The organism is Micromonospora sp. NPDC047527, from assembly GCF_040643015.1.
GTDB lineage: Bacteria > Actinomycetota > Actinomycetes > Mycobacteriales > Micromonosporaceae > Micromonospora.
Genome location: NZ_JBEYTK010000001.1, coordinates 1,288,719 through 1,305,962 on the forward strand (window position 1 = coordinate 1,288,719; position 17,244 = coordinate 1,305,962).

17 protein-coding genes are annotated in these 17,244 nt (G+C 72.8%); 7 read left to right on the forward strand and 10 right to left on the reverse strand.

The window, feature by feature from the left end:
• Nucleotides 1-405 precede the first annotated feature (405 nt).
• Nucleotides 406-1,149 carry an endonuclease/exonuclease/phosphatase family protein gene (locus ABZ808_RS05620; protein WP_357001344.1) on the forward strand — a complete coding sequence of 248 codons (744 nt, stop codon included), beginning with the start codon at nucleotides 406-408 and terminating at the stop codon, nucleotides 1,147-1,149.
• On the opposite strand, the gene ABZ808_RS05625 is transcribed toward ABZ808_RS05620, so the two are convergent.
• The 5 genes from ABZ808_RS05625 to ABZ808_RS05645 form a co-directional block, all read right to left on the reverse strand.
• Nucleotides 1,133-1,732, reverse strand: a complete 600-nt coding sequence (locus ABZ808_RS05625) for an LUD domain-containing protein (RefSeq protein ID WP_357001346.1) — start codon at nucleotides 1,730-1,732, stop codon at nucleotides 1,133-1,135. The genes ABZ808_RS05620 and ABZ808_RS05625 overlap by 17 nt on opposite strands.
• Complete coding sequence (locus ABZ808_RS05630) at nucleotides 1,729-3,174, reverse strand: LutB/LldF family L-lactate oxidation iron-sulfur protein (protein ID WP_357001349.1); 1,446 nt, start codon at nucleotides 3,172-3,174, stop codon at nucleotides 1,729-1,731. Before ABZ808_RS05630 ends, ABZ808_RS05625 begins: the two co-directional genes overlap by 4 nt.
• Nucleotides 3,171-3,944: a (Fe-S)-binding protein gene (locus tag ABZ808_RS05635; protein ID WP_357001351.1), complete on the reverse strand. Its 774-nt coding sequence runs from the start codon at nucleotides 3,942-3,944 to the stop codon at nucleotides 3,171-3,173. Before ABZ808_RS05635 ends, ABZ808_RS05630 begins: the two co-directional genes overlap by 4 nt.
• A 67-nt stretch (nucleotides 3,945-4,011) precedes the next feature.
• On the reverse strand, nucleotides 4,012-4,761 hold the full coding sequence (locus ABZ808_RS05640; protein ID WP_357001354.1) for an SDR family oxidoreductase: 750 nt from the start codon (nucleotides 4,759-4,761) through the stop codon (nucleotides 4,012-4,014).
• A complete protein-coding gene (locus ABZ808_RS05645; protein WP_357001357.1) occupies nucleotides 4,758-5,609 on the reverse strand; it encodes a fumarylacetoacetate hydrolase family protein in 852 nt (283 codons plus the stop codon). Before ABZ808_RS05645 ends, ABZ808_RS05640 begins: the two co-directional genes overlap by 4 nt.
• Before the next feature lie 191 nt (nucleotides 5,610-5,800).
• Between ABZ808_RS05645 and ABZ808_RS05650 the strand changes: the two genes are divergently transcribed.
• From ABZ808_RS05650 to ABZ808_RS05665, 4 genes are all read left to right on the forward strand, one after another.
• A complete protein-coding gene (locus tag ABZ808_RS05650; protein WP_357001359.1) occupies nucleotides 5,801-7,033 on the forward strand; it encodes a serine protease in 1,233 nt (410 codons plus the stop codon).
• A 186-nt stretch (nucleotides 7,034-7,219) separates the two neighbouring features.
• Entirely contained in the window at nucleotides 7,220-8,056 is an 837-nt protein-coding gene (locus ABZ808_RS05655) for a CPBP family intramembrane glutamic endopeptidase (RefSeq protein ID WP_357001361.1), read from the forward strand.
• Nucleotides 8,053-9,207, forward strand: coding sequence for a histidine kinase (locus tag ABZ808_RS05660; protein ID WP_357001364.1), 1,155 nt, complete (start codon nucleotides 8,053-8,055; stop codon nucleotides 9,205-9,207). The genes ABZ808_RS05655 and ABZ808_RS05660 overlap by 4 nt, the downstream gene beginning before the upstream one ends.
• Nucleotides 9,204-9,863 (forward strand): response regulator transcription factor, encoded by a 660-nt coding sequence (locus ABZ808_RS05665; protein ID WP_357001366.1) that lies wholly within the window; start codon nucleotides 9,204-9,206, stop codon nucleotides 9,861-9,863. The genes ABZ808_RS05660 and ABZ808_RS05665 overlap by 4 nt, the downstream gene beginning before the upstream one ends.
• Nucleotides 9,864-9,871: 8 nt before the next feature.
• On the opposite strand, the gene ABZ808_RS05670 is transcribed toward ABZ808_RS05665, so the two are convergent.
• Nucleotides 9,872-10,753, reverse strand: a complete 882-nt coding sequence (locus ABZ808_RS05670; protein WP_357002772.1) for an MHYT domain-containing protein — start codon at nucleotides 10,751-10,753, stop codon at nucleotides 9,872-9,874.
• A 165-nt stretch (nucleotides 10,754-10,918) separates the two neighbouring features.
• A complete protein-coding gene (locus ABZ808_RS05675) occupies nucleotides 10,919-13,720 on the reverse strand; it encodes a DEAD/DEAH box helicase (protein ID WP_357001369.1) in 2,802 nt (933 codons plus the stop codon).
• Between the two features lie 77 nt (nucleotides 13,721-13,797).
• Here ABZ808_RS05675 and ABZ808_RS05680 point away from each other — a divergent pair, with 77 nt between their 5' ends.
• On the forward strand, nucleotides 13,798-14,577 hold the full coding sequence (locus ABZ808_RS05680) for an HAD-IA family hydrolase (protein WP_357002774.1): 780 nt from the start codon (nucleotides 13,798-13,800) through the stop codon (nucleotides 14,575-14,577).
• 19 nt (nucleotides 14,578-14,596) lie between these two features.
• Here ABZ808_RS05680 and ABZ808_RS05685 read toward each other — a convergent pair whose 3' ends face one another.
• The gene (locus tag ABZ808_RS05685) at nucleotides 14,597-14,995 is read right to left on the reverse strand and encodes a hypothetical protein (protein ID WP_357001372.1); all 399 of its coding nucleotides are present in this window, start codon (nucleotides 14,993-14,995) and stop codon (nucleotides 14,597-14,599) included.
• Entirely contained in the window at nucleotides 14,992-15,288 is a 297-nt protein-coding gene (locus ABZ808_RS05690; protein ID WP_357001374.1) for a hypothetical protein, read from the reverse strand. The genes ABZ808_RS05685 and ABZ808_RS05690 overlap by 4 nt, the downstream gene beginning before the upstream one ends.
• A 118-nt stretch (nucleotides 15,289-15,406) precedes the next feature.
• Here ABZ808_RS05690 and ABZ808_RS05695 point away from each other — a divergent pair, with 118 nt between their 5' ends.
• Nucleotides 15,407-16,318 carry an EamA family transporter gene (locus ABZ808_RS05695; protein WP_357001376.1) on the forward strand — a complete coding sequence of 304 codons (912 nt, stop codon included), beginning with the start codon at nucleotides 15,407-15,409 and terminating at the stop codon, nucleotides 16,316-16,318.
• Here the strand turns inward: ABZ808_RS05695 and ABZ808_RS05700 are convergent.
• Nucleotides 16,281-17,219, reverse strand: coding sequence for a diacylglycerol kinase family protein (locus ABZ808_RS05700; protein WP_357001379.1), 939 nt, complete (start codon nucleotides 17,217-17,219; stop codon nucleotides 16,281-16,283). The two genes, ABZ808_RS05695 and ABZ808_RS05700, sit on opposite strands and share 38 nt — an antisense overlap.
• Nucleotides 17,220-17,244: the final 25 nt, after the last annotated feature.

A 17,244-nucleotide genomic window follows, 5' to 3' on the forward strand; every position in this document is an offset into this window, starting at 1 on the left:
ACGTCCGCTCGTAGCGCACCGGATGCGGTCCGCCGCCACGGCTCCAGCCGCCGGCCTGCTCGCAGTAGGATCAGGGGCACCTCGGCGAAGGCCGTCGCCTCCCCCACCGGAGTCCGCATGTCCGAGCAGCCGGGCGCCGACACCACCCGATCCCGGTGGCACCCGCGCGGCCTCGTCCGGCTCCGGGGTCGCGACGTCGCCGGTCGTTCGCACCGACGTCTCCGCCGGGCCCTCGCCCTCGGCTGCCTGATCGCCGCCGCCGCGATGCCAGCCGGATCGTCGGTCGCCGGATGGCCGGTCACCCGATCGCCAGCCGCCGGCCCGCCCGTCTCTGGATCGCCTGCCTCTGGATCGCCGACGGCCGGACCGCCGGTCGCCGACATCCCCGCGCCCACCGTCCTGCGGATGCTCCAGATGAACCTGTGCAACAGCGGTCGCGCCGGCTGCTACACCGGCCGATCGGTCGCCCGGGCCGCCGAGGTGATCAACGCGGAGCGGCCCGACCTGGTCACCCTCAACGAGATCTGTCAGGACGACGTGCCCGCCCTGCGACGCGTCTTCGCCGAGGTCCACACCGGCGGGAAAGTCGTGTCGGCCTTCCAGGCCGCTGGCGACCGCCCCAGCGGCGCCGACACCCGGTGCCGCAACGGAAAGTCGTACGGCATCGGGTTGCTGACCCGCCTGAGCGCGCCGGACACCCGACACACCGTGCACAGTGGAATTCATCCGACGCAGGACGTCGCGGACCCCGAGGAACGGGCCTGGCTCTGCGTGCACGTCGACAGCACGCTGCACGCCTGCACCACGCACCTGGCGGCCACCAGCCGCACCGTCGCGCTCGCCCAGTGCGGTCACCTGCTCGACGGGATCCTGCCGGCCATCCGCCGGAGCACCGGCTACGCGCCCACCGTCCTGGCCGGCGACCTCAACCTCCGCGCCGGCGACCCCGACGTGCGCGCCTGCGCCCCACCGGGCTATCTGCGGGTCGACGACGGCGCGCTGCAACACGTCCTGGCGAGCACCGACATCACCTTGCGCCGCACCAGGACGGTGCTCATGGACGGCGCGACCGACCATGCCGCGCTGCTGACCACTCTCACCATCGACGGGCCGTACCAGTCGCTGACCGGCGTCAGGGCAGCAGGATGACGTGCATCTGGCGTGGACCGTGCACCCCCTCGACCCGGATGAGCTCGATGTCGCTGGTGGCCGACGGGCCGCTGATCCAGGTCAGTGGGCGGTGTGGCGTCAGCCGGGCGACGGCCTCGGGCACGGTGGCCACCACCTGGTCGGCGCGGACCACGCAGATGTGCCGGTCCGGCAGGAGGCTGAGCACCCGGCGGCCCTGGTCGGGCGAACCGTCGAGGACGACCGTGCCGGTCTGCGCGATGGCGAGCGCGGCGGCGGTCACGACGGCGTCCGCGGCAGCGATCCGCGCGTTGTCCAGCCCGTCGTCGGGCAGCGCGGTCACCGTCGACGGCAGCCACGACGGCGGCAGACCCGGGGGTACGACGACGGTGCCGCCCGTGGGCAGGATGCCGGCGATCGTCTCGGCGACGGCCGCCTCGGTGACCCGGTGCACGTGTGCCCGGTAGTCGGTCAGCCGCTCCACCAGTTTGTCGAGGTCGAGGGTGCCGGTGTGCCGGTAGTCGCGGGGTACCTCGACGGGCGCGGCGTCGCCGGTGGCGAGCGCGGCCCGCAGCCGGCCGAGGACGACGTCTCGCGAGGTCACCGCTGCGCCCACCAGTCGCGGAACGTCTGCGCCGGTGGGTCCGGCAGGTCCCGGCTGCCCGTCCAGCCGTTCAGCGGTGGCGGCAGACCTCGTCCGCGCCGGCCGGCGAACCGGCTCAGCCGGGCCGCGCGCTGCCCGGCCGCGTAGAGCCGGGGGTGGTCCATGGCGTACGCGGCGGCGGCCATCACGATCGACTCGGCGGTGGGTCGGCGGTGCGACTCGACGGCCTCGGCCCGCAGGTGCACCAGCAGCTCCGGGATGTTGATCTTCACGGGGCACGCGTCGTAGCACGCGCCGCACAGCGTTGAGGCGTACGGCAGTGAGGCGTTGTCCTCGATGCCGGTGAGCTGGGGTGACAGCACCGCCCCGATCGGCCCCGGATACACCGACCCGTACGCGTGCCCGCCGGCGCGCTCGTACACCGGGCACACGTTGAGGCAGGCCGAGCAGCGGATGCACCGCAGCGCCTGCCGGCCGACCTCGTCGGCGAGCACCGCGCTGCGCCCGTTGTCCAGCAACACGAGGTGGAACGCCTGCGGGCCGTCGCCGGGGGTGACTCCGGTCCACATCGACGTGTACGGGTTCATCCGCTCCCCGGTCGACGCCCGCGGCAGCAGTTGGAGGAACACCTCCAGGTCCCGCCAGGTCGGCACCACCTTCTCGACGCCCATCACGGTGATCAGCGTCTGCGGCAGGGTGAGGCACATCCGGCCGTTGCCCTCGGATTCGACCACGGCCAGCGCGCCGGTCTCGGCGACGGCGAAGTTCGCGCCGGACACCGCCACCGGCGTACTCAGGAAGGTCTGTCGCAAGAAGCGGCGGGCGGCGGCGGCGAGAGCCGTGGGGTCGTCGGTCAGCGTCGGGTCGACGCCGGGCATCTCGCGCAGGAAGATCTCCCGGATCTCCGCCCGGTTGCGGTGGATCGCGGGGACCAGGATGTGGCTGGGCCGGTCGTCGCCGAGCTGCACGATCAGCTCCGCGAGGTCGGTCTCGACGGGCGTGATCCCGGCGGCTTCGAGGGCCTCGTTGAGGCCGATCTCCTGGGTCGCCATCGACTTGACCTTGATGACCCGGTCGGCGCCGGCCGCCCGCACGAGGTCGGTGACGATGCGGTTGGCCTCCACCGCGTCCGCCGCCCAGTGCACGACGCCGCCGGCCTCGGTGACCCGCGCTTCGAGCTGTTCGAGCAGCTCGGGCAGGCGGGCCAGGGTGTCGGCCTTGATCGCCGCGCCGGCCGCCCGCAACTGCTCCCAGTCGGGCAGTTCGGCGATGACCGCGCCGGACTTCGCTCGGATCGTCGTCGTCGCGTGCCGGAGGTTGCGCCGCAGCTGTGGGTCGGCCAGGCTGCGCCGCGCGGCGGCCGGGAACGACTCCGTGCCGCGCAGGTGGCCCACCCCAGGTGGCGCGGTGGCCGGCATCCCGAGGAACGTCCTGCGCGTCATGGTCGCGCCGCCGACCGGCGGGGCGCGCCGGGTGTCGCGGTCCGCTCGGTCGAGGCCAGGATCTCGGCGAGGTGCACCGTGCCCACCCCGGCGCGCAGTCGCGACAACCCACCGCCGATGTGCAGGAGGCAGGAGGCGTCGCTGGCGGCGCACACGTCGGCGCCGGTGGCGAGCACGTGGCGCATCTTGTCGGCCAGCATCGCCGTGGAGGTCTCCGCGTTCTTCACCGCGAAGGTGCCGCCGAACCCGCAGCACTGGTCGGCGGCCGGCAACTCGACCAGGTCGAGGCCACGCACCTCGCGCAGCAGTCGTCGCGGACGGTCCCCCACCCGCAGCATCCGCGACGAGTGGCAGGTCGGGTGGTAGGTGACCCGGTGCGGGTAGTACGCGCCCACGTCGGTGACCCCGAGCACGTCGACCAGCAACTCCGACAGCTCGTACGTCCGCCCCGCCACCGACTCGGCCCGGCCGGCGAGCCGTTCGTCGCCCGCCCGCCGGGCCACCATGGCGTGCTGGTGTCGCACCGACCCGACGCAGGAGCCCGACGGCGCGACGATCACGTCGTACCTGTCGAAGACCTCCACGTGCCGGCGCACCAGCGGCACCGCGTCGCGCTGGTAGCCGGTGTTGACGTGCATCTGCCCGCAGCAGGTCTGGCCCGGCGGGAAGACGACCTCGTGCCCGAGCCGCTCCAACAACCGCACGGTCGCCGTGGCCGCCTGCGGGAACATGGTGTCGGCCAGGCAGGTCACGAACAGCGCGATCCGCACGGCCCACCTCCACCTGTCGGCCCATTCTGCGACACCGCCGCCGACGGCAGGGGGCAGGGTGCGCCAGTCATGGCCGGACGCGCAGGTGGGTGACACCGCCGTCGACGTCCAGCACGGTGCCGGTGGTGGATCCCGATCGGGGCGACGCCAGGTAGAGGATCGCGTTCGCGACCTCCTCGGGTGTCACCAGCCGTCCGATGGGTTGGCGTGCCCGCAGCGCCACCCGCTCGGCGGCCGGGTCGTCGGCCTCCTCCAACAGGCGCCCGACCCACGGTGTGTCGGCCGTGCCGGGGCACACGCAGTTGACCCGGATGCCCTCGCGGACGTGGTCGGTGGCCATGGCGAGGGTCAGTGACAGCACGGCGCCCTTGCTGGCCGAGTAGAGCGCCCGGTTCGGCAGGCCGTTGAGCGCGGCGATGGACGAGGTGTTGACGACCGACGCGTGGTCGGACCGGCGCAGCCACGGCAGGGCGGCGCTGACCACCCGGGCCATGCCGACCACGTTGACGTCGAGGACCCGGTGCCACTCGTCGTCGGTGTTGTCGGCGACGGTCCCGGTCGCCCCGACCCCGGCGTTGTTGACGACCACGTCGATGCTGCCGAGGGCGTCGGCAGCCGCGGACACCGCCTCGTGGACCGACGGGCGGCTGGCGACGTCGGCGGTGTAGCCGGCGATACCCTCGTCGAGGCCGCTCGGGTCGAGGTCCAGGACCGCCACGCGGGCACCCCTGGCCCACAGTTGCCGGGCGGTGGCGAGACCGATGCCGGACGCGCCACCGGTGACGATCGCGGTCAGCCCGGCGAACTCGGCGGTCATGCCGCCACCATCGTCTGCCGGGCACGGCCCAGGCCGGCGATCTCCAGCTCCACGACGTCACCGGGGCGCAGGTAGGGGTGGTCCGGAAGCCCGAGCGCCACCCCGGCCGGAGTCCCCGTGTTGATCACATCGCCGGGGTACAGGACCATGAACTGGCTGAGGTACCAGACGACGTGCGCGACCGGGAAGATCATGTCGCTGGTCGACCCGTCCTGGCGCAGGACCCCGTTGACCCACAGCCGCAGCGTGAGCGCCTGCGGGTCGTCGATCTCGTCGGCCGGGACGAGGCTCGGCCCCAGCGGGTTGAACGTCTCGCAGCTCTTGCCCTTGTCCCACTGGCCTCCCCGGTCGAGCTGGAACTCGCGCTCGGAGACGTCGTGTGACAGCGCGTACCCGGCGACGTGCCGCATGGCCTGCTCCGGCGAGTCGGCGTACCGGATGGTCGTGCCGACGACGACGGCGAGTTCGACCTCCCAGTCGGTGCGGGTGGAGCCCCGTGGGACGTACACGTCGTCGAACGGCCCGACCATGGTCATCGGGTCCTTCATGAAGACCACCGGCTCGGCGGGGAGCGCCGCACCGGTCTCCGCCGCGTGGTCGCGGTAGTTGAGCCCGATGCAGACGATCTTGTTGGGCCGGGCGAGGGGCGCGCCCACGCGCAACGCGGCGGCGTCAGGCAGCTCGGCCAGATCGCCGCGACCGAGCGCGGCACGGGTACGCGCGATCCCCTCCGACGCCCAGAACGCACCGTCCAGGTCGGCCGTGAGCGGCCGCAGGTCGAAGGTCCTGCCGTCGTGCTGGAGCACCGGGATCTCCCGGCCGGTCGGGCCGAGACGCTGGAAGTTCATCGCCATCTCCTCTGTGTCCGGGCTGCCGCGCGCTGGTCGCCCGAGGACCGTTCGCGATCATTCAACACCGATCGCCCGCGCGTCGCGCACCGATCACTACCCTTAAATATCGATGCTCTTGCATGTCTTGCGCCGCCTCGTGTAGGAAGACTGCAGCACCACCGGGTGCTGTTTCCTGGGGAGGAGCAACGATGAAACACGCTCTACGCCGCCTGCGAGCGGTCGCCGTCACAGTCGGCGCCTGCGCGCTCGGGTTCACCCTGCTGCCGCTACCCGCCGCCGCAGAGACGCCCGTCCGACCTCTCGCGCCACAATCCGAGCGGGCACCCGAGTCGAGCCAGTTCTCGGCCGAGGGTGTCACCACCGTCGGCGAACTCCGCATCGTCTCCGGCGCCCTCTCCGACGCACGCGACGACCGGACACAGGTCATCCGGCACCCCGGCGCGACGTACATCAAGGTGCACTTCAGCGCGCTGCGTCTGGGCCCCGGCGACTACGTCACCGTGTCCAGCCCGGACGGACGGGAGAGCTACCGGTACGACCGGAACCTGAGCACGTCGAGCGGGTCGCCCTACACCACTGACGGGCAGCCGGGATTCTGGGCGATGTCGGTGGACGGCGACACCGCGGTCGTGACGCTGCACCGCAACGGCCCCTCGCGCGGCACCGCGGCGACGATCGACCGGTTCTGGCGCGGCTACGACCCCACGGAGATCAGCCAGCACAACTTCTCCACCCAGTCGGTGTGCAGCACCGACGCCCGGCGCGACGCGGTCTGTTACCAGAGCAGCCACCCCACCGAGTTCGCCCGTGGCCGGGCGGTGGCACGCCTGCTGATCAGCGGCGGCGGGATGTGCACCACCTGGCGGGTCGGCAACACCAACCGGATGTTGACCAACAAGCACTGCTTCTCGACCCAGGCCGCCGTGAGCGGCAGCGAGATGCAGTTCAACTACCAGTGCGCCACCTGCGGCGGCGCGAACCCGGGCGCCGGCACCAAGGTCAGCGGCGCCACCCTCTACAAGGTGAGCAGCGGCGGCTCGAACCAGTTGGACTACGCCCTGTACTCGGTGAACAACTTCGCCAGCATCCAGACCTTCGGCACGCTCTACCTGGCGACGAGCGCCACCACCACCGGCACCCGGATGTACGTCCCCGGCCACGGCGACGGCAGCCCGAAACGACTGTCGATCTACGAGGACACCCAGGGCGGCGCGACGTGCACCGTCAAGAACGCCAACTACAACACCTGGAACATCAGCTACAGCTGTGACACCTCCGGCGGCAACTCGGGCTCGCCGGTGCTCAACGCCAGCCACCGGGTGATCGCCCTGCACCACCTCGGCGGCTGCCCGTCCAACCAGGGCGCGAAGGCACACCTCATCTACAACGAGATCGCCAGCCTGATCGACAACAACGGCTGACGACCGACGAGAACCGACGGGCCGTGGGGGTGCGCGCACGCGCCCCGGCGGCCCGCTCGGCACCTGGCTTGTCCCCCGTGCGAGCTACCGCAGGTGCGCTCCGAGCGGTGACGATTTCCGGCAGGCGAAAAAATAGCGTTCGACCCAAGCCGCTGCGCCCGTGCAACGGCCTTGGGAAGGACTCCAATGCGTTTCGTAAAGCAACTCGTGGCCGTCGCGGCGGTCGCCTTCGCCGGCGGCCAGGCCATCGTCGCCGTGCAGGGCAACGACTGGCTCACCCTGCCACTCGGTGTGTTGACGTCCGTGCTCTCCATCCTCGTCTACATCTGGGTCGTACGGCGTACCGAACGTCGCGCGGTCACCGAACTGGCGAGGGCCGGAGCCGTCTCGCAGACCGGCCTGGGAACGGTGCTCGGGGTCGGGATGTTCGTGGCCGTACTCGTCAACATCGCGCTCTTCGCCGAGTACCACATCAACGGCTTCGGTTCGGCGACGGGCGCGATGGGGCTGGTCGGGTTCATGGCCGCCGCCGCCGTGACCGAGGAGGTGCTCTTCCGCGGCGTCCTGTTCCGCATCATCGAGGAACGCGCCGGCACCTGGATCGCCCTGCTCCTCACCGGCGTGGCGTTCGGCATGATGCACCTGACCAACCCGGATGCCAGCCTGTGGGGCGCGACCGCGATCACGATCGAGGCCGGGTTCATGTTCGCCGCCGCCTACGCCGCCACCCGCAACCTGTGGCTGCCGATCGGCCTGCACTTCGGCTGGAACATCGCCGCGGGCGGCATTTTCAGCTCCGTGGTTTCGGGCAACGAGCAGTCGAAGGGCTTGCTGGAGACTGCGATGTCGGGCCCGGCGCTGCTCACCGGGGGTAACTTCGGCCCCGAGGCAAGCGTGTTCGCGGTCACGGCGGGCGTGCTGATGACCGCGGGGTTCATGTGGATGGCTCACCGCCGCGGCACCATCGTCCCGCGTCGCCGCCGCGCGGCCGTCGCCCCGGCGACGGTTACAGTCAGCGCATGATCGACCGTCGGACGTTCCTGGACCGGTGGCGGCAGTACGCCGTCACGGTCCGGGATCTCCCGGTGGCACTGCTGCTCGCCGCCGCGTCGGTGGTGCCGGCGTTGCAGGACCGCGGGACGCAGCTCGGCGACCTGCCGGCGCGTCCCTTCGACGCGCTGACCGCCGTGGCGATCCTCCTCCAGTGCCTGCCGCTCGCCGTCCGTCGACGCTGGCCGGCGCTCTGCCTCACCCTGGTGGCCCTCGGTTTCGCGCTCGACCAGCTCCGGGCCTACCACACGGTGGCGGGTGCCGGGCTGGCCATCGCGCTGGTGAGCGCGGCGGCCCACCTCGACCACCACAGGCGCACCGCCGTGGTCCTGGCCTCCGCCGCGTACCTGTCGCTGGCCGTCGCCCTGCACCGGCAGGGGGCGACCGAGGGCCTGCTCGGGTTCGGCACGTTCTACCTGATGCTGGCCTTCGCGTGGGGCGTCGGGGCGTGGCTGCGGCAGTCCCGGGCGGCCGAGGCCGAACGCCGTCACCACGTAGCCGTTTCCGCCCGCAACGCCGAACGCACCCTCATCGCCCGTGAACTGCACGACGTCGTGACCCACCACGTGACGGCGATGGTCGTGCAGGCGGAGGCGGCGCGCTACCTGACCGCCGCCCCCGAGCGCCTCGACACGACCCTGACCGCCATCACCGACACCGGCCGGCGGGCCATCACCGACCTGCGGCATCTGCTCGACCTGCTCAACCCCGACCACGGCACCGACCCTCGTACGCCGGCCGTCGGCGACCTGCGCGCCCTCGTGGAGCAGACCCGCCGGGCCGGGCAGCCGGTGGAGTTCACCGAGGAGGGCAGCCCCGCGGGGGTGACCGGCGGCGCCGAGGTCGTCGCCTACCGGGTCGTGCAGGAGGCGCTGACGAACGCCCTCAAACACGCCCAGGGCAGCCGCACCATCGTCCACGTACGGCACGGCGAAAGGGACACCTCGGTGAACGTCAGCACTGACGGATCGGGCTCGCCCGCCGCGACACCCGGTGGGAGCGGGCGCGGCCTCGCGGGGCTACGCGAACGGGTCGACGTGCTCGGTGGCGAGTTCAGCGCGGAACGGCAGGCGGGCGGCGGTTTCGTCGTGCGGGCCCGCATCCCCACCGGGAGCCCGTCGTGACCGCGTCTATCCGGGTGCTTGTCTGCGACGACCAGGAGCTGATCCGCACCGGCTTCGCCACGATCATCGACGCCCAGCCCGACATCGACGTGGTGGGCGAGTGCGGCAACGGGCGCGACGCTGTCGACCTCGCCCGCCGGCTGCGCCCGGACGTGGTCGTCATGGACGTACGGATGCCGATCCTCGACGGCATCGGGGCGACCCGGCTGCTGGCCGGCCCCGGGGTTGCCGATCCCGTCAAGGTGCTCGTGGTGACGACGTTCAACCTGGACGAGTACGTGTACGAGGCGCTGCGCGCCGGAGCGAGCGGCTTCCTGCTCAAGGACGCCCCTCCGGCGCAACTGCTGCACGGCATCCGCACCGTCGCGTCCGGCGCCTCGCTGCTGGCGCCCGAGGTGACCCGGCAACTCGTGGGCAGGTACGCGGAGCGGATCCGGCCGGCCGGGGGCGCCGTGGACGACGTCGGCCTGACCCCGCGTGAGCTGGAGGTGCTGCGCCTGGTCGCCACCGGCCTGTCCAACGGCGAGATCGCCGCCCGACTGGTGATCAGCCAGGAGACCGTGAAGACCCACGTGTCGCGCATCCTCACCAAGCTCGACCTGCGCGACCGGGTGCAGGCGGTCGTCTACGCCTACCGGACGGGCCTGGTGAGCTGACTGTCGAGTCAGCGGGGCGGGTTGTCCCGGCGCGACGGGAACGGGGTGCCGGGCTGGCCGAGGGTGGTGCGGGCGCGCAGCCCGACCGGGTCCGGCGCGGCCACCGGCGTCGCCAGCTGCTCCGGAATCCGGCGTGCCTCCAGGTACGCCGTTGCGGCCCGGTCGTCGTCGGTGGGCGCGGCCAGCAGGGCGTAGAGCAGACCGACCACTCCGAAGACCACCGCCAGGATGATCGGCACCAGCAGCGCGCTCACCCCGGTGCCGGCCACGCCGCCCTGGCGCTCGTGCAGGTGCACCGAGAGGGCACTCATGCCGGTGAAGTGCATCCCGTTCACGGCGATGCCCATGACCAGGGCGGAGGCGAAGATCACCAGGCCGCGCCGGACGGTCATGGCGAGCCAGAGCGCGACAGTGGCCGCGACGATCGCGATGACCACCGAGAGCACGACCCGGATGGCGTCGTAGCGCAGGCTGCCGTTGAGGTGCATGGCCGCCATGCCCATGTAGTGCATGGCCGCGACACCGGCGCCGGTGAAGACACCGCCGGCGATCAGCCGTGCCGGGTTCAGCCGGCCGGTGCCCACGATGGCCAGGCCGATGCCGACCGCCACCACGGCGACCGCGGTGCTGGCGGCGGTGAGGGGCACGTCGTACCGGATGCGGGTGCCTGCGACGGCGAAGCCGAGCATGGCCATGAAGTGCATCGCCCAGATCGCGGTGCCGCCGAGTGCCCAGGCGGCCAGAAGGCCCCACCAGGCGCGCTGCCCGCTGGTGCGGGCCGTACGGATGCGGCCGGCGCACACGAGTCCGAGGATCGACCCGAGGACGGACAGCGCGTAACTCAACGCGGGTGTGATCCACCCGTACTCAAAATGATTGATCTCCGCCATGGCGGTCTGCTCCCCACTCGTTACCAGCGCGTACGCACGGCGCTCGGGCAATGATCAGGTGTGCTGTGAGCAGGCGCAACAGCAGCCCCCGGGCGATCCGGGGGGTGCTGTTGTGGTGACCCTCCGCTGCGTCGATTCAGTAGCAGTGTTGACCGAAAGTGATCGTCAGGCTGAGGTGTGGTACGCCAGAACGCCCCGGTTGATGGCCGCTATCGCCTGCCGGGCGGTGGAGCGCAGCTCCGGCGCCGCGCCGCCAGAGTCGGCAAGTTGACCGAGCAGGTCGACGACCTGCCGCGCCCACCGGACGAAGTCGCCGGCCGGCATCTCACCGTCGATCTCGTGCCCGCTGCCGAGCACCTTGGCCAGCGCCTCGCCCCGCGCCCACCGGTAGACCGGCCAGGCGAAGCCGAGATCCGGCTCCCGGGTCGCGGTCAGACCGCGCGCCGCCTCGTCGGCCTCGATCTCGCCCCACAGCTTCAGCGTCTCGTCCACCGCGTCGGCCACCGGGCCGCGCGGCAGCGACGCCCGCTCGTCGACGTCGCGGCGCGCCTCGAAGACCACCACGGACACCGCGGCGGCCAACTCGGCCGGCGACAGCCCGTTCCACACGCCTCGGCGCAGGCACTCGGCGACCAGCAGGTCCGCCTCGGTCCAGATCCGGCCGAGCATCCGACCCGCGTCGGTGACCGCGCCGTCGCGGGCGAGGTAACCGCGCTCGGTCAGCAGCGCCACGATCCGGTCGAACGTCCGCGCGAGCGACCCGGTACGCCCGGACACCCGCTCGCGCAGCTCCTCGGTGTCGCGCTCCAGCCGTCGGCGGCGCTCCGCCCAGCGGGCGTGCTCCTCCCGCTCGGGGCAGGCGTGGCAGGGGTGGTTACGCAGCTCGGTGCGGAGCTGGCTGATCCGGTGGTCCTCGCCGGCCGCCTGCCGGGAGCGACCACCGCGTCGGCCGCCATGCCGGTCCAGCCCGGTGCCGCTGACCTCGGCGGCGAGGTCGCGTCGGGCTGCCGGTGACCGGTGGTTGAAGTGCTTGGGCACCCGGATGCGGGCCAGCACCTCGGCCGGGGTGGTGAAGTCGCCGGGGCTCACGCGCCCCGCCCAGCGATCCTGGGTGAGCACCAGCGGGCGCGGCTCGCCGAAACCGCCGGTCGCCGGGTCCAGCACCACGGCCAGGCCGGCCCGCCGGCCCGACGGCACCCGGATCACGTCGCCGACCCGCAGCCGCTCCAGCGAGGCCACGGCGGCGGCCTTGCGCTGGGTCTGCCCCTGCCGGGCGATGGCCTTCTCCCGGTCGGCGATCGCCACCCGCAATGCGAAGTACTCGTCGAAGTCGCCGTGGTGGCAGGCGGCCTCCGCGCCGTACGCCTCGATGCTCTCGGTGTTGCGCTGCACCTGCCGGGCCAGGCCGACCACCGACCGGTCCGCCTGGAACTGGGCGAACGACGACTCCAGCAGCGCCCGGGCCGGCTCCGCGCCGACGGTGCCGACCAGGTTCACCGCCATGTTGTACGAGGGCCGGAAGCTGGACCGCAGCGGATAGGTGCGGGTGGAGGCGAGCCCGGCCACGTGCCGCGGATCGGTCTCCGGGGACCACACCACGACGGCGTGCCCCTCGACGTCGATGCCACGCCGGCCGGCACGCCCGGTGAGCTGCGTGTACTCCCCCGGGGTCAGGTCGACGTGCGCCTCACCGTTGTACTTGACCAGCCGTTCCAGGACCACACAGCGGGCCGGCATGTTGATGCCCAGCGCGAGGGTCTCGGTGGCGAAGACCGCCTTGACCAGGCCACGGACGAACAGCTCCTCGACGATCTCCTTGAACACCGGCAGCATGCCGGCGTGGTGGGCCGCAAGGCCGCGCTCCAACCCGTCGAGCCACTCCCAGTAGCCCAGCACCGTCAGGTCCTCGCCGGGGATGGCGGTGACCCGGGACTCGACCACCCGGCGGATCTCCGCCCGCTCGTCGGGCGAGGTGAGCCGCAGCCCGGCGGCGAGGCACTGCTGCACCGCCGCCGCACAGCCGGCCCGGCTGAAGATGAACAGGATCGCCGGCAGCAGACCCTCGCGGTCCAGCCGGTCGACGATGTCCGGGCGCATCGGGCCGCGCCAACGCGGGCCACGCCGACCGGCGCCCGGCCCGGCGCTGCGCCCCTCCCCCAACTCCAGACGGCGCGTCTGGTCGCGGGTGTAGCGCAGCAACTCCGGGTGCACGTCGTGCTTGCGGGCCGCGTCGGCGTCGTGGAACAGGTCGAACATCCGCTTGCCGACCAGCATGTGCTGCCACAGCGGCACCGGCCGGTGCTCGCTGACCACCACGGCGGTCTCGCCACGCACGGTGACCAACCAGTCGGCGAACTCCTCGGCGTTGGACACCGTCGCCGACAGCGACACCAGGGTCACCGAGGCGGGCAGGTGGATGATCACCTCTTCCCACACGCCACCGCGGAACCGGTCGGCGAGGTAGTGCACCTCGTCCATCACCACGTAGGCCAGCCCCTGCAGGGTGCTGGAGCCCGCGTAGAGCATGTTGCGCAGCACCTCGGTGGTCATCACCACCACCGGCGCGTCGCCGTTGATCGCGTTGTCACCGGTGAGCAGGCCGACCTGTTCGGCGCCGTACCGGGCGACCAGGTCGTGGTACTTCTGGTTGGACAGCGCCTTGATCGGCGTCGTGTAGAAGCACTTGCGCCGCGTCGGTGGCGTCTCCGCGCCGTCGGCCGCCGCCGGGTCGTCGGGCCGCCCGCGCAACGCCAGGTGTACGGCGAACTCCCCGACCACCGTCTTGCCGGCGCCGGTGGGAGCGCAGACCAGCACTCCGCTGCCCCGCTCCAACGACTGACACGCCTCCCGCTGGAAGTCGTCGAGGTCGAACCCCAGGTCAAGGGCGAACTCGTCCAGCGCCGGGAACTGTGAGGCCTGCGCGGCCCGGTGGCGCGTCGCTGCGTAGCGCTCGGCGGGGCTCGACATGGCACCAAGATTAGTGCGTGCCGGGACACGACACCCGACAAGGCCGTCCGGAGGGGCCGTCGGCGGCGGTCGGTAGGGTGCACGGCGTGCCGGACCACGCCGAATCGCCCCAGACCAGTCCGCCGGGCAGTGTCGAGGACGCCGCCGCCCCCCGGGCGTCCCGACGGCCCGTCAAGGCGGTGCTCTTCGACTTCCACGGCACTCTCGCCCAGGTGGAGGAGCCCCGGCAGTGGGTGCTGGAGGCCGCGGCCGCGTGCGGGGTCACCCTGGACCGGGTTCGCGCCACCTCGCTGGCCGACCGGCTCCTGACCGCCGGGCGGGCCGGCGGGCCACTGCCGGCACGGGTGCCACCCCGGCTGGCCGAGTTGTGGGCCGACCGGGACCTCTACGCGCACGCCCACCGGGCCGCGTACACCGGGCTGGCCGAGACCGTCGACGCGGGCATCGACGGCTTCGCCGACGCGCTCTACGAGCGGCTGCTGATCGCCGAGGGCTGGCTGCCCTACCCGGACACCGCCCCCACGCTGGCCGCGCTGCGCGACGCCGGCGTGCGGGTGGCGGTGGTCAGCAACATCGGGTTCGACCTGCGGCCACACTTCGACGCCTGGGGGCTGACCGATCTCGTCGACGCGTTCGTGCTGTCGTACGAGGTGGGGCGCTGCAAGCCCGACCCGGCGATCTTCTGGCGGGCCTGCGGGATGCTCGGCGTCGACCCGGAGCAGACCCTGATGGTCGGCGACACACCGGCGGACGCGGGCGCGGTGGCCGCCGGCTGCGCGGTGCTGGTCCTGCCGGCCGCCGACCCGGGGCGGGAGAACGGGCTCGGCGCGGTGCTGGACCTGGCCCTGCCGGCCTGACCCGCGGGTTTCTGTGCCGTCAGCCGGGAATGTGGATCACTGGTAGCTCGCCGTCGCCGTACCGATCCTCGCCGGTCAGGATCGAGGCGTCGTGTTCGAGTACGGCCAGCGCGGTGGTCGCCAGATCGACGCGGCCGGTCACCGTGCGCCAGTAGCTGAGCTCGTGCCAGGAGTGCCCCTCGGTGGAGAGCACCGCGCAGGCGTCAAGGGTCAGCAGTCGGTGCAGGGTCGCCCGGTCTTTCGGGTCGCTGACGAGCGTCAGGGTCTCCGCCGCGGTCACGGCGGTGACGCCGAACCTGTTGCGGTCCTGGATGACCTCATGCAGCGGCTCCCCGACGTGCACCGACCCGGTCAGGTAGGCCAGCAACGCCGACCGGTCCAGCACCAGCCGGACGGGCCGGTCGTCCTCGTGGGTCACGCGGCGGGCTGCTCGGCGGTGTCCAGCAGGTGCTGGCGTGCCCGCTCCCGCAGAGCACTCCGGCGCTCCGGCGACCACTCGGCCTCCACGGCGGCACGACGGGCACGCGCCTCGGCCACGCCCTGCTCGGTGATCTGGATGCCCTGATGGGCCAGCTCCGCGTCCAGGGCGTCCAGACGCATCCGGTCCCGGACGGCCTGCGTGATGTAGGCGCTCGCGTTGGCCTCGCGCTCCAGGCGCTCGGCCACGTCGGGTGGCACGGAGATCGACAGTTTCCGCATCGCGCTGGTCATACCCGCGACGGTACGCCGGTAGCACCTGGTTGGCGACCACGTACGGCCCTGTTGGCGCGAGCGGCCAGCCTCGGGAGCCGCCCGAGAACGGCCGCCGCCGATCGCCTAGCGTCGTGCCGTGACGGACACCCTGCTGCCTGCGCCGAGCCCGGCCGCCGCGCCCCCCGAACGCCGCGGTGGCGTCGCTGCCGTGGGCCTGGTGCTCGGCGGGGCGTTGTCGGTGCAGTTCGGCTCCGCCGTGGCCGCGCTGCTCTTCCCCCGGACCGGGGTGGCCGGCGCGGTGACCCTGCGGCTGGCGATCTCGGCCGTGCTGCTGCTCATCGTGTGCCGGCCCCGACTGCGCGGGTACGACCGGTCGGCTTGGCTCGCGGTGGGTGGCTTCGGGCTGGCGCTGGCCGGCATGAACTCGCTGTTCTACCAGGCCATCGAACGGATCCCGCTCGGCCCGGCGGTGACCCTGGAGGTGCTCGGCCCGCTGGCGCTGTCGGTGTTCACCGCCCGCCGGCTGGCCAGTTGGTGCTGGGCGGGGCTGGCGCTGGCCGGGGTGGCACTGCTCGGGCAGGGCGGCTTCGACCGTCTCAACCCGGCCGGCGTGGCCTTCGCGTTCGGCTCGGGCGTCATGTGGGCCGCGTACATCGTGCTCAGCGCCCGGGTCGGCGGCCGGTTCCCGGGCGCGCAGGGCCTGGCGCTGGCGCTCACCCTCGCCGCGCTGGTCACCCTCCCCCTGGGGATCGTCGACGGCGGGGCCGCCCTGATCGACCCGACCGTGCTGGCGTTCGGCACGGCGCTGGCGGTGCTCGCCTCCGGGCTGCCCTACACGCTGGAACTGCTGGCGCTGCGCCGGATGCCCACCGCCACCTTCGCGGTGCTGATGAGCCTCGGCCCGGCCATCGCCACGCTCGCCGGCTGGCTGGTGCTGCGCCAGGAGCTGACCCTGCTGGAGTGCGCCGCCATCGTGCTGGTCATCGCGGCCAGCATCGGCGCGGTACGGGTCAGAGCAGCAGCCGCACGGCCCCCGGCACCGCTCTGATCGTCACCGGCAGGGCCAGCGACCGCTCCCCGTCGGCGTACCCGACGATGCCGTCGGCCGCCACCTCCACCGTGCGGGCCCGGTAGCTGGTCACCAGCGGGTGGTGGACGTGGGTGCCCTGGTAGATGCGCGGCTTGACCCGGACCAGGGTTCGCCGGTCGGCCCGGCCGGCCACCACCACGTCGAGCAGCCCGTCGGTCGGGTCGGCGTCCGGGCAGATCCGCATCCCACCGCCGTACGTCGGGCAGTTGCCGACCGCCACCAGCACCGCGTCCAGCTCGTGCGGCACCCCGTCGAGGCGCAGCGTGTAGCGGCGGGGTCGCAGCCGGGCCAACTCGACCAGGATCGCCAGGTCGTACCGGCGAGGGCCGCGCGGCCACCGCATCCGGTTGGCCCGCTCGTTGACGATCGCGTCGAACCCCGCCGCGAGGACCGCCCCGTACCAGCGCTCGGTGCCCTCGCCGTCGATCATCCGGGCCAGGTCGACGGCGTGGGTCCGCCCGGCGCGCAGCGCCTCGACCATCACCGCCACCGCCGCGAGGGGGTCGGCCGGGAACCCGGTGTCGACCGCGAAGTCGTTACCGGTGCCCGCCGGCACCGGGCCGAACGGCACACCGGTGCCGGCGACCGCCTGAAGCGCCTGGTGCACTGTGCCGTCCCCACCGATCGCGACCAGCGCGCCGGCCCCCTCCGCGATCGCGGCACGACACGCCGCCTCCGCCTCGCCCGGATCGGACGCCGACAGCAGCCGCACCGGCCGGCCGGCGGCGGCCAACCCGTCCAGCAGCCGGGGCAGCAGCGCGCGGTGCCGCCCCCGACCGGCCGTCGGGTTGGCGAGCACGGCGACGGGACCATCGGCGAGCGCGCCGGGCAGGTGATCGTCTGCGGTCACGGGCAGCACCGTACCGCCCGGACACCCGCCGGTC

What these genes read in the sequence shown, in the direction of transcription:
- ABZ808_RS05655 (WP_357001361.1), top strand. Translation starts at nt 7,220, where the DNA reads ATGCGTTTCGTAAAGCAACTCGTGGCCGTCGCGGCGGTCGCCTTCGCC.
- ABZ808_RS05675 (WP_357001369.1), bottom strand. Translation starts at nt 13,720, where the DNA reads ATGTCGAGCCCCGCCGAGCGCTACGCAGCGACGCGCCACCGGGCCGCG.
- ABZ808_RS05660 (WP_357001364.1), top strand. Translation starts at nt 8,053, where the DNA reads ATGATCGACCGTCGGACGTTCCTGGACCGGTGGCGGCAGTACGCCGTC.
- ABZ808_RS05645 (WP_357001357.1), bottom strand. Translation starts at nt 5,609, where the DNA reads ATGAACTTCCAGCGTCTCGGCCCGACCGGCCGGGAGATCCCGGTGCTC.
- ABZ808_RS05630 (WP_357001349.1), bottom strand. Translation starts at nt 3,174, where the DNA reads ATGACGCGCAGGACGTTCCTCGGGATGCCGGCCACCGCGCCACCTGGG.
- ABZ808_RS05690 (WP_357001374.1), bottom strand. Translation starts at nt 15,288, where the DNA reads ATGACCAGCGCGATGCGGAAACTGTCGATCTCCGTGCCACCCGACGTG.
- ABZ808_RS05620 (WP_357001344.1), top strand. Translation starts at nt 406, where the DNA reads ATGCTCCAGATGAACCTGTGCAACAGCGGTCGCGCCGGCTGCTACACC.
- ABZ808_RS05640 (WP_357001354.1), bottom strand. Translation starts at nt 4,761, where the DNA reads ATGACCGCCGAGTTCGCCGGGCTGACCGCGATCGTCACCGGTGGCGCG.
- ABZ808_RS05650 (WP_357001359.1), top strand. Translation starts at nt 5,801, where the DNA reads ATGAAACACGCTCTACGCCGCCTGCGAGCGGTCGCCGTCACAGTCGGC.
- ABZ808_RS05670 (WP_357002772.1), bottom strand. Translation starts at nt 10,753, where the DNA reads ATGGCGGAGATCAATCATTTTGAGTACGGGTGGATCACACCCGCGTTG.